This is a genomic window from Glutamicibacter sp. AGC46 (assembly GCF_053543715.1).
On record NZ_JBLVOJ010000024.1, the window covers coordinates 76,878 to 87,836 of the forward strand.

General features: G+C 59.1%; 12 protein-coding genes. 5 read left to right on the forward strand and 7 right to left on the reverse strand.

From position 1 onward, the window contains the following. Window positions 1–70 precede the first annotated feature (70 nt). Both ACNPM8_RS12400 and dapA read right to left on the reverse strand, forming a co-directional pair. Window positions 71–1,777, reverse strand: coding sequence for a ribonuclease J (locus tag ACNPM8_RS12400; protein WP_105658187.1), 1,707 nt, complete (start codon window positions 1,775–1,777; stop codon window positions 71–73). A gap of 19 nt (window positions 1,778–1,796) precedes the next feature. After that, window positions 1,797–2,708, reverse strand: a complete 912-nt coding sequence (gene dapA, locus ACNPM8_RS12405; RefSeq protein WP_400342829.1) for a 4-hydroxy-tetrahydrodipicolinate synthase — start codon at window positions 2,706–2,708, stop codon at window positions 1,797–1,799. Between the two features lie 67 nt (window positions 2,709–2,775). Between dapA and ACNPM8_RS12410 the strand changes: the two genes are divergently transcribed. Then, a complete protein-coding gene (locus tag ACNPM8_RS12410) occupies window positions 2,776–3,948 on the forward strand; it encodes a heparan-alpha-glucosaminide N-acetyltransferase domain-containing protein (protein ID WP_448939939.1) in 1,173 nt (390 codons plus the stop codon). A gap of 57 nt (window positions 3,949–4,005) precedes the next feature. Here the strand turns inward: ACNPM8_RS12410 and ACNPM8_RS12415 are convergent, their stop codons facing one another. Continuing rightward, window positions 4,006–4,458 (reverse strand): tetratricopeptide repeat protein, encoded by a 453-nt coding sequence (locus ACNPM8_RS12415; RefSeq protein ID WP_133832973.1) that lies wholly within the window; start codon window positions 4,456–4,458, stop codon window positions 4,006–4,008. Continuing rightward, window positions 4,455–5,213 carry a 4-hydroxy-tetrahydrodipicolinate reductase gene (gene dapB, locus ACNPM8_RS12420; protein WP_105658191.1) on the reverse strand — a complete coding sequence of 253 codons (759 nt, stop codon included), beginning with the start codon at window positions 5,211–5,213 and terminating at the stop codon, window positions 4,455–4,457. Before dapB ends, ACNPM8_RS12415 begins: the two co-directional genes overlap by 4 nt. Before the next feature lie 195 nt (window positions 5,214–5,408). Between dapB and ACNPM8_RS12425 the strand changes: the two genes are divergently transcribed. Together ACNPM8_RS12425 and ACNPM8_RS12430 are read left to right on the forward strand one after the other, a co-directional pair. Then, window positions 5,409–5,819 (forward strand): hypothetical protein, encoded by a 411-nt coding sequence (locus ACNPM8_RS12425; protein WP_434691448.1) that lies wholly within the window; start codon window positions 5,409–5,411, stop codon window positions 5,817–5,819. A 115-nt stretch (window positions 5,820–5,934) separates the two neighbouring features. Further along, window positions 5,935–6,645 (forward strand): alpha/beta fold hydrolase, encoded by a 711-nt coding sequence (locus ACNPM8_RS12430; RefSeq protein ID WP_434691451.1) that lies wholly within the window; start codon window positions 5,935–5,937, stop codon window positions 6,643–6,645. 70 nt (window positions 6,646–6,715) lie between these two features. On the opposite strand, the gene ACNPM8_RS12435 is transcribed toward ACNPM8_RS12430, so the two are convergent. The 3 genes from ACNPM8_RS12435 to ACNPM8_RS12445 form a co-directional block, all read right to left on the reverse strand. Continuing rightward, window positions 6,716–8,086 (reverse strand): M16 family metallopeptidase, encoded by a 1,371-nt coding sequence (locus ACNPM8_RS12435; RefSeq protein ID WP_332487865.1) that lies wholly within the window; start codon window positions 8,084–8,086, stop codon window positions 6,716–6,718. Window positions 8,087–8,263: 177 nt separating this feature from the next. Then, entirely contained in the window at window positions 8,264–8,758 is a 495-nt protein-coding gene (locus ACNPM8_RS12440) for a hypothetical protein (RefSeq protein WP_146112930.1), read from the reverse strand. 28 nt (window positions 8,759–8,786) lie between these two features. Next, window positions 8,787–9,278: an S-ribosylhomocysteine lyase gene (locus ACNPM8_RS12445; protein WP_105661860.1), complete on the reverse strand. Its 492-nt coding sequence runs from the start codon at window positions 9,276–9,278 to the stop codon at window positions 8,787–8,789. Window positions 9,279–9,399: 121 nt separating this feature from the next. Between ACNPM8_RS12445 and ACNPM8_RS12450 the strand changes: the two genes are divergently transcribed. Both ACNPM8_RS12450 and ACNPM8_RS12455 read left to right on the forward strand, forming a co-directional pair. After that, entirely contained in the window at window positions 9,400–9,960 is a 561-nt protein-coding gene (locus ACNPM8_RS12450) for a phosphorylase family protein (RefSeq protein WP_434691454.1), read from the forward strand. A gap of 74 nt (window positions 9,961–10,034) precedes the next feature. After that, window positions 10,035–10,907 carry a PaaX family transcriptional regulator C-terminal domain-containing protein gene (locus tag ACNPM8_RS12455; protein WP_434691455.1) on the forward strand — a complete coding sequence of 291 codons (873 nt, stop codon included), beginning with the start codon at window positions 10,035–10,037 and terminating at the stop codon, window positions 10,905–10,907. Window positions 10,908–10,959 lie beyond the last annotated feature (52 nt).

Here is a 10,959-nt window from a genome sequence, read left to right on the forward strand (position 1 = left end):
TTGTTCAGGGTGTTGCGACGACCGTTAGACCCCGCCCCTTAATTGGTTCGAGGCAATATTTTTTGGAAGCCTAGGCTTCGAGCACTACAGGAACGATCATTGGGCGGCGACGCAGCTTGCGCGAAACCCACGAGCCGATCACGCGGCGCGTGATCTGCTGCAGCTGGTGCGTGGAGTGGTTCGGGTTGTTGCCCACCGCTTCCATAATCGCAGCTGCGATCTTCGGCTTGATCTCGTTGAAGACCGAGTCCTCTTCGGCTACACCACGTGCGTGGATGTCCGGGCCGGAGATGATCGTACCGTTCTGGCGGTTGATCACGGTGATGACCGAGATGAAGCCTTCTTCACCCAGGGTGACGCGGTCCTTCAGGTCATCATCGGTGATGGTGCCGACCTTGGAACCGTCAACGTAGACGTAGCCGCATTCGACCTGGCCAACGAGCTTTGCAACGCCGTCCTTCATGTCGATGACCGAGCCGTCGTCTGCCAGCAGCACGTTGTCCTCCGGGACACCGGCCTGCGCGGCCAGGCGGCCGTTGGCAATCAGGTGGCGGGTTTCGCCGTGCACCGGAAGCACGTTCTTCGGGCGCAGGATGTTGTAGCAGTAGAGCAATTCGCCAGCCGATGCGTGACCGGAAACGTGGACCTTGGCCATGCCCTTGTGGATGACCTCGGCGCCCAAGCGCATCAGGCCGTTGATCACGCGGAAGACCGAGTTCTCGTTGCCCGGGATCAGGCTGGAGGCCAGGATGACGGTGTCGCCCGGGTTGATCTGGACCTTGTGCTCGCCGTTGGCCATGCGGGACAGTGCAGCCATCGGCTCGCCCTGCGAACCGGTGGACATCAGCACGACCTTGTGGTCTGGCAGCGAATCGATCTGCTTCAGGTCGACCAGGACGCCCTGTGGCACTTCGAGGTAGCCCAAGCGTTCGGCGATGCCCATGTTGCGCACCATCGAGCGGCCGATGAAGGCCACCTTGCGGCCGTGCACCGCTGCGGCGTCCAGAACCTGCTGCACGCGGTGGACGTGCGAGGAGAACGAAGCGACGATGATGCGGCGTCGGGCGCGCGCGAACTTTGCCTCGAGTACCGGGCCGATTTCGCGTTCGGCAACGGTGAAGCCCGGAACTTCGGCGTTGGTGGAGTCCGGCAGGAACAAGTCCACGCCTTCCTCGCCCAGGCGCGCGAAGTGGCGCAGGTCGGTGATGCGGCCGTCAAGTGGCAGCTGGTCCATCTTGAAGTCGCCGGTGTGCAGCACGGTACCGGCTTCGGTGCGCAGGAATACAGCCAAGGCATCCGGGATCGAGTGGTTCACAGCTACGAACTCGCATTCGAAGTTGCCAACCTGCGCGATCTCGCCCTCCACCACGATATTGGTGTTGGCCTTGATGCGGTGTTCTGCCAGCTTTGCTTCGACGAAGGCCAGGGTCAGCTTCGACCCGTACAAAGGGATGTCTTCGCGCAGGCGCAACAGGTACGGAACAGCACCGATGTGGTCCTCGTGGCCGTGGGTCAGCACGAGGCCCACCACGTCGTCCAAGCGGTCCTTGATGTAGGAGAAGTCTGGCAGGATCAGATCCACGCCAGGCTGGTGCTCCTCGGGGAAGAGCACGCCGCAGTCGATGATCAACAGTTTCCCGTTGAGTTCGAAAACGGTCATGTTTCGGCCGACCTCGCCCAAGCCGCCGAGGGGAACAATTCGCATTGTTCCCTTCTTCAGCTTCGCCGGAGTCTGCATACGCGCAGCGTCAGCCTTGCCTACTGAACTCTCAGTCATATGTGGTTAGTCCCTTTCGTTACAGATCCCATCCACCTTCACGTAGGTCCGCGCGGATGGCATCGAGCTCTGCGTCCGACGGTGCCAACAGCGGCAGTCGGACGACGGTGTTCGGCAGGACACCCTGCCAGTGAAGTCCATATTTTGCGGCCACGGCGCCCTGAATGTGGCCCATGATGCCGCGCTGGATCGCGTCCAGCTCAAAGTGTGTGGTGCGTGCAGTCGCCAGATCTCCTGCATGCATTGCATTAACAAGCGTACGGTACTTAGCGGCCGCAACGTGAGCGGTGACCGAAACCACGCCGACAGCACCTGCTGCCATCAGCGGCAAAGTCAGCCCATCGTCGCCGGAGTACACGTGCAGATCGGTTGTGGCCAGCACGGTGGTGGTGGACTGGTAATCCGCCTTGGCATCCTTCAGCGCAATGACCTGAGGAATCCTGGACAGTTCAATGATGGTCTCGGGCGCCAGCGCGATGCCGGTGCGTCCCGGGATGTCGTAGAGCATGATGGGCAGTTCAACGGCTTCGGCGATGGCCTTGACGTGGGCGATGACGCCAGCCTGGCTTGGCTTGTTGTAGTAGGGGGTGGTCAACAGCACACCGTCTACGCCCGCTTCCTTGGCAGCCAGCGAGAGCTTGATGGAGTGGCGGGTGTCGTTGGTAGTGGAACCGGCCAGCACTGCGGCACGGTCCCCCACCGCCTCGGCGACGGTACGGAACATCTCGATGTTCTCTTCATCGGTCAGGGTCGAGGTCTCGCCGGTGGTGCCGGTGACGACCAGTCCGTCGCAGCCATCATCAACCAGCTTCGTTGCCAGTTTGGCAGCCATCGCGTAATCGACTTCACCCGCTTCATCGAAGGGCGTGACCATAGCGGTCAGCACGGTACCGAACGGGTATGCCTGATTATCAATTGCACTTGTAGCCATGGCATTAAATCTACACTCGCGCATGTTGCAATGGCATCCCCCGCGCAATTCGTGGTGCGATGATTCCATGAACGATTTGGGTAGTTCCCAGCGGTTGCTGGGGGTGGACGCGGCACGGCTTGCCGCCATCCTCGGGATGTTCGCCGCGCACGTTTTCGCGCTCTATGGAACCAGTGGCGCACCCGCCTACTCCCCAACATTTACCGGGACTTTCGCCTCCGGCCGAGCATCTGTCCTGTTCATGGTGCTCGCGGGTTTATCCCTGGTTCTGCTCTCGAAATCCTTGGCTCGAAAGGGCTTTTCCCACCCTAAGGTTTACTCAGTCCTTGTGCTGAGAGCATTAATTATTGCCGTGCTCGGAATGGCAATTGGGTCAGTAAATGAAGCCATCGCGGTCATTCTTGTCCACTATGGGCTACTGTTTCTATTGCTTCCACTGGCGCTGAAGCTGTCGAGAATAACCATTTGGGTAGTCTCGGCCCTTTGGCTGCTGCTTATGCCGGTTCTTTGGCGACCGCTGGCCAGCAACTGGATTGCGGACTCGCTGGGCCATAATCCGAGCTTCGGCGACATTCTCACCCCGCAACTGCTCCTCAAGGATCTAACGGTCACCGGATACTACCCATTGATGGTCTGGTTCGGTTTCGGCCTTCTTGGAATAGCCATCGCAAGATGCAACCTGCACAGCACGAGGACTGCGAGCCTGCTTGCATTGGGCGGTTCGATTATCGCGGCGGCAACCCAATGGGTGGGCCATTCGGTGAGCATGCAAAATGCCGGGCTCATAGCCCGTGAACTGGGCCTGGAGTTATCCCTCGTTCCCACAATGATCACCACCGGGCGTTTGCCGGGCGCCAATCTGGATCCGTTCCTGGACAATCCAGCCTATCTCTGGCTGCCGACCGGTCACAGCAATTCTTCGCTCTCAACGCTGCACAACGCCGCCTGCGCTGTCGCTATCATCGGCCTGTTCCAGCTGATCATTGGTCGGCTGGGTGCGCTCGGCCGGATTCTGGCCGGCGCCGGCCGGGCCCCGCTGACCCTGTATGCAGGGCACATCATCTTGCTGCCGGCGCTGAAAGACCACTTGGACCCAATGGCCATTTGGTGGGTTCTCTGTGCAACGACGGCCGTCTTCGGAATTTGGCTTGGCTTCAGCAAGGCCTCTGGCCCTTTGGAATATGGCGTCCGGGTGTTTAGCGGAGCCGACAGCACCCCCGAAACGAAGGGCAAGTTCTAGAGCGATGACCCGGACTCTCGTGAGTCCGGGCCATCATCATGATGCTGTTTTATGCAATTACTGGCTGACCTTCTGGTCTGCTCGCCAGAATTCGATCGCAGTACGCATGGATTTGCGGGCGCGCGGCTTGTCACCGCAGGCTTCATACGCCAGTGCCAGACGGTACCAGGATTTCCATGATTCCGGGTTCTCTTCCACATCCTGCTGATGGATAGGGAAATCAGCGTCGGCGGCCGAACGGAGGAAACGTCCCGACGGCATGCGGGGAAGATCCTCTGGCAGCTCACCTGAGGCGGCCAAGGACTTGCCCATTTTCTCAGTGCGCAGCCCGAAGAGCACCTCGCGAATGAGGATCCAGACGCACAGTGCAGGAATAACCAGGATTGCAATGCCCATGACCTGCGCGACCAGTTCCCCGGTTTTCAGCAGACGGATCGCCTGGGTGAAGGTCATTCCAATGTACAGCGCGAACAGCAGCAGAATGCCGCCTACCCAAAGTTTCGTTTTCACTGGCCCAGCTCCAGGAAGCCATCAAGGCCATAGGTCAGGCCCGGGCGGGAGCCAACAGTACGCAGGCCCAGGAGAACGCCTGGCATGAACGAGGCACGGTCGAAGGAATCATGGCGCAAGGTGAACTGCTCCCCCGGGCCGCCAAAGAGCACTTCCTGGTGGGCTACGAGGCCGCGCAGGCGTACCGAATGAACGTTGATTCCATCGACGACTGCGCCACGGGCGCCATCGAGCTGGGTCTCGGTAGCGTCCGGGCTCGCGGGGACTCCAGCGGCTTCACGCGACTTCGCGATCAGTTCAGCGGTACGCACCGCGGTGCCGCTAGGCGCGTCCACCTTATTCGGATGGTGCAGCTCAATGATCTCTACGGATTCGAAGTACTTGGCGGCCGTAGCCGCGAAAGCGCTGGCGAGCACCGAGCCCAGGGCGAAGTTGGGCGCAATCAGCACACCTGCCTGCGGATGCTTGCCCAGCAGCCCTTCCAAATTCGCGCGGCGATCATCATCCCAGCCAGTGGTGCCAACCACTGCATGAAGCCCGTTCTCGACGGCAAAATGCACATTGGCCTCGGTGGATGCCGGCACAGAAAGGTCAACGATGTGCGTTGCTCCGGCTTCAAGGATCTGCGACAAATCGTCGCCTCTTCCCAAGCTTGCTACCAATTCCATGTCTGCAGCCTCAGTTACGGCCTTGACCGCTTCCGAGCCCATTCGTCCGGCCGCGCCGAGCACGGCCACCTTGATCTGTGCACTCATGGGCTTAAGCCTATCGCCCTGCAGGCACCTGCCTTGCCAACGATTACGTGATCCCACGCGAGTTTTGCAGCGAATACCCTGAGGCGAGTTCCCAGATATTTGCTTCTGCTTGCTCCCTACGGCCAGCCCAACTTGTTTTGCCTAGCAAATAGGGGAAAAATATGTGTCAGGAGTCTCCAAGTAGTAAGCAGGGCCATGGGTCATAAAATTAAGCGCTTTGGTTTCGGCATCGGCGCAACGCTTGTCGCGGCCTTTGCAATCACTTCCTGCGGTTCAGGCGATGAACCGATTACCCTCTCCGATGACGAGCGAGCAACTATTATTGATGTCGTCCAAGAACAGGGAACGGTCATCGATTCGCCGACTTGCCAGGTTGAGGTTTTCCGTATCGAGGACTCCACTACCTACGGCTGGGCTACTTGCGCACCCGATAGCCAGGACGCGGCGGACACCGCTGCCCAGGCAGATGCCTTCCCATTCCGCATTGACGGGCAGGAACTGCGCCGTCCAGATGACGGTTCCAAGTACGAGGAAGGCGTGAAGGAGCTCTTCCCGGAAGACCTTCGTTCCGCTATTACCCAGCATTCGACCGGGGCGGGCGGTTAATTCCTATTTGCCTGTCTCGCCATTTCAGGTGAGCGTGCCGATTTTCCCTACCGATAGTGTGTGCGCACTTTTCGCACGATGAAAGGCTGGCGTGCGCCACGATTATTTTGGGCAATTGCCCGAATCCCTCAGGACCAGGCTTTCGGTTCGTGTCGCGGGCCATGGCCCCGACGTGGTGCTGATTCATGGTCTCGGAGCATCCAGCCGCTATTTCACTCCGCTGGCCAACATCTTGGCTAAGAAGTATCGAGTGATCGTTCCCGAGCTTCCAGGCCACGGCAAGAATCTGGATGATGGCCGCCCGGTGACCGTACCGCGTTTCGCGCACGAAGTAGCATTGGCGTTGCGCGAGCTGAAGGTTGAGAACGCTATCGTCCTCGGGCATTCCATGGGCGCGCAGGTTTCCATTGAGCTAGCTCGCGCGTGGCCGGATCTGGTCAAGCACCTGGTCATTGCGGCTCCTGCGGTCAACGACCGTGAAGCGACGCTGTTCAGGCAGGCCCGCCGGCTCTTTGAAGATTTCCCGCACGAGTTGAACTCGGTGAAGGCAATATTGCTCGTCGATTACTTGCGCTGCGGCATCCCGTGGTGGGCCAAAAGCTGCGCCCAGATGCTGGACTACTCCACCGTTGATTTGCTCCGTACGGTGCACTGCCCGATTGATGTCGTGTGCGGCACCCGGGATCCGCTGTCTCCACCCGAGTTCGGTCTTCGCCTGGTCGCAAGAACACCGCAAGCCAAGCTCACCGTCATGCATCAGGGTGCGCATGGGTTCAATTTCTCTCATGCGCCCGAGCTTGCAGCGCTAGTAGATGCCGCGGCATGACCAAGAGAAAACGGTTATGCTCCTGGAACCGAAATCCTCGGATTCGATTCCAGGGGCACGGCACCCAGCTCTAGAGGCCCAAGTCGGCTTCACTTTCAAACGGTCCCACCACGGTGATCACTCGATCCTTGGAGGCCAGTTCCTGGGCCAGATCCTGAACTTCCTGGGCCGTGACGGCATTGACGCGAGACAGTGCTTCGTCGATGTCCTGGAATTCTCCGGTAATCATTTCTGCCCGGCCCAAACGGGACATGCGGCTTCCTGGATCCTCCAGAGCCAGCACCGTTCCACCAGATAGCTGGCCCTTGGCCTGCGCCAATTCAGTTTCGGTGATGCCGTCCTTGGCCAACCGATCAAGCTCGGCCCCCAGCAGCCCGATAACCTGAGCAGCCTTAGCCGGGGCGCAGCCCGCGTACATGCCAAAGTAGCCGGCATCGGTGTAGGCGGCGGAGAAGGAGTAGGTCGAGTACACCAGTCCACGCTTCTCGCGAATTTCCTGGAACAACCTTGAGCTCATGCCGCCGCCGAGAACAGCGTTCAGCACTGCGAGAACCTGACGGCGGTCATCATGTCCGGTGATGCCGGAGCATCCCATGATGATGTTGGCTTGCTCGCCCGGACGGTTGATTACTTCCAGCCCGGCCTTCGAAGTGATCTGCGCTGGTTCACCCATGCGGCGTGGTTCTGGCACAGCCATCGGGTCCAGTTCCCAGCCTGCTTCGGTCAGCGCCTTGAGAAGCAGCTCGCACAGCTTGTCGTGCTCCAGGGATCCGGCGGCAGTAACAATCAACTCGCTTGGGCGGTAGTGCGCACGATAGTGCTCCATGACTGCCTCGCGGGAGATCTCCATGATCTCTTCAGGAGTTCCTCCAATGGGACGTCCCAATGGGTGATCGCCCAAGACATTGGCAACGAACCGCTCGTGGGCGACATCCATCGCGTCATCTGCATCCATGGCCAGCTCTTCGATGATCACCCCGCGTTCCTGTTCCAATTCCTGCGGGTCGATAACTGCAGAGGTAACCATGTCGGCGATGACCTCAAGGGCCATTGGCAGCTCCGTGTCCAGGACGCGGGCGTAATAGCAGGTCGATTCCTTGGCGGTGGCTGCGTTTGATTCGCCGCCCACGGCATCGAAGGACTGGGCGATTTCCAAGGCAGTGCGCTTGGCAGTGCCCTTGAACAGCAGGTGCTCCAGGAAGTGCGTGGAGCCGAAGTGCCCTGATTCCTCGTCGCGGGAACCGACCGGTACCCAGAAGCCCACTGTGGTGGACCGCTGTCCGGGCATCGCTTCTGTCAGGACTCGTACGCCACCGGGCAGGATGCTGCGCCGGACTTCAGAGCCGCCTTCGCCTCGGTGGACCAACGTCGGGTCCGCCGGGTCAATCGGAGAAAACTGCGTGGTCTCCACCGAATGCAACGGCAATGGAATCATGGCCACGAATATACGTCCTTAAGTCGTCGAGAATAGCCATTTCAAGCTAAGTACACTGTCTTTCATTCTCCCATAGAACCGCGGTTTGAAAGCAATAGCTCAGTGGTGACGGAGCCATCACATTCTGGGAAATTACGCGATCGGACCGCGACTGCGGCAATACTCACTAGCTCGGTTGGTGGGCTAAGTTGCGTCGAGATATCCGCGTTTCTCGGCGTCAGCGCACACTGGGGTCTGCCGTCCTGGGTCACTTGAAGCGCAGGCTAGATAAACAGTGTTCGCTGCATTTTCTGTGCTCAATTCCGGATATCCCATTGATCCGGGATTATAGGAGACGGCAGTGCTCCACTCATCGAGGTTCTTGCAAGCATTGAGCGCCATTTTCTCTGCTTCGCTAATCTTAATTTGCGGCGTTTCATGATCAGACCAGGCTTCGTTCTGCTTTTGAATTGCCGACTGGCATTCCTCGCCGATATTAGATGTCCTAGCCGCATCGAAATTCTCGCATCCGCTGATAGCTAATGCCACGGCGCGCAGTGCTGCAGCTAAGAAGTGAACTCTGCGCATAGTCTCCATGCTACCGACGGGATCCTGCAAGTTGGCGAATCGGCGGCCATCATTTCCTTTCGGCGAAGGGACAACAAAGCAAGAAAATCCCGCACGTTCCAAACGGAACACACGGGATTTCCAGATCTCAAGCTATTGCTCAGGCAAGCTTGGAACGATCGAACGCATCAAGGCTGATGCCCTGCTCCAAGACGACCTTGGCCCACTCGCGAGCAGAGTGCAGGGAATGGTCGCGGTAGTTGCCACAGCTTACGGCTTCGGTTCCTGGAACATCTTCCCAGGTAACCTTCTCCGCGATATCTTCCAGCGAACTCTTGATGGCGGCGGCGACGACCTCTGGGGTTGGCTCGCCCCACAAGATCATATGGAAGCCGGTGCGGCAGCCAAATGGCGAGAAATCGATCAGGCCATCGATGCGGGTACGCAGCAGACCAGCCATGGTGTGCTCGATGGTGTGCAAACCTGCCGTGGGAATCTCACCGTGGTTTGGCTGTACTAATCGGATGTCGTAGTTGGAGATGGCGTCTCCCTTGGGACCGTGCTCAACCCCGATCTTGCGCACATACGGCGCCTTGACCTTGGTGTGGTCCAGTGCAAAGCTTTCAACTTCAGCAAGTTCAATATCACTCATAGGCAAAGTCTATCTGCTCACCGTCTGGCGAATCGAGAGTATATCGCGGGAGGTAACCGATAGACTTCTTAGGACGTTCGGGGCAGCAATCCCCGAACTGATTTCTTTAGAGGGGAAGTTCATGTCGGACCAGAAGTCCTTGCTCGTCTTTGCGCATGCAGACGAAGCCGTAGCCTTTGCAGATGTCGAGCACCTGATTTCCGGTGTTGGCAAGGTCAATGCGTCGGTAGCCTTGGCTGGCGCGCTTGCTGAAGGCAACATCGAAAACGTCGTCGTGCTTGGCACCGCTGGCGTTGTTGGCCATGCCGGTGAAGACCGTCCGAGCTTGGACACCATTTACCAGATCACCAAACTGATCCAGCATGATTTCCCGCTGCCCTCGGTAGATGTGGACCCTACCGGTCCAATCCTGCTTCCTGATTTCCAGGTCACCATGGCTACCGGCGATGTGTTCGTCTCGAATGACGAACAGCGTATCCACATCAAGTCCTTGGGCGCTTCGTTGGTCGATATGGAAGGCTACGCCTACGCAAGCATCTGCCAACGCTTCAACGTGCCGCTGCAGATCTTCAAGATCCCTTCCGATTACGCGGATGATTCGGCGTCGATCGACGAATGGGATGATATCGCCAAGCAGAAGAGCGTCCAGCTGCGCGAGTTCTACGACAAGCACCTGGGGTAGCAGACTGCCGCCGGGACCTTCCACCGAAGGTTAGCTCTAGAATTGAAACACCAGCAGCGAACGGAGATTGTTCCATGACAGCACAGGCAAAACCACACGTCGGTGCAGCAGAGCTCTCCATGCCCCGCCACCACCAGCTGATCGTTTCGCTTTTCGGCATGCATGCCCGCCAGCACGGCGGCGCCTTGCAGGTGGCGGCAATCATATCCCTGATGCAGGACGTGGGAGTCGAGCCTGCAGGCACTCGTTCCTCGATTTCCCGATTGAAGAAGCGCGGCATCATCGAAAGCGTGCAAGTCCGCGGTCGCAACGGATACTCGTTGTCCGAATCGGTGCTGACCACCTTTGCCGAAGGCGACGAGCGGATTTTCCATCCACGCCGCGCAACGGCCGAAGACCGCTGGCTGCTGGCAACCTTCACGGTCCCCGAAACCCAGCGCAACATCCGGCACAAGATCCGTTCCTCCCTGGTGCGCATGGGTTTCGGTTCGGTGGTCCCCGGGCTCTGGATTGCACCGGAACATGCCAAGGATCCTGCCTTGGCCTACTTCGCCCGGCACGGCCTGGACAAGTACTTCGAGTTCTTCCTGGCCGAGCACATCGGCGGCGCGCAGCTGCGCGAGAACCTGGATTCCTGGTGGGATTTAGGGACCCTGGAAGCTATGTACTCCGAATTCCTGAAGGAGAACCAGGGACGGTTGGAATTCTGGAAGGAACGCGCCGGCACGCAGCACAGCCCTGAGATCGATGCCCAGGGCTTCGCGGACCATCTGGTCCTGCTTACCCAGTGGCGCCGATTCCCCTATTCCGATCCCGGGCTGCCGGCCGAGCTGCTCCCGGAGGATTGGAACGCGTTGAAGGCTGAAGCGCTGTTCAAGGACCTGCATACGCTGCTGTCGCCACTGGCTTCGCGCCATGTGCAGCGGGTGATCGGCGAGCAACGCTGATCTTTGCGCCTCGACCGATAGGAACAGGGCTGCGAAACCAATTGGTTTCGCA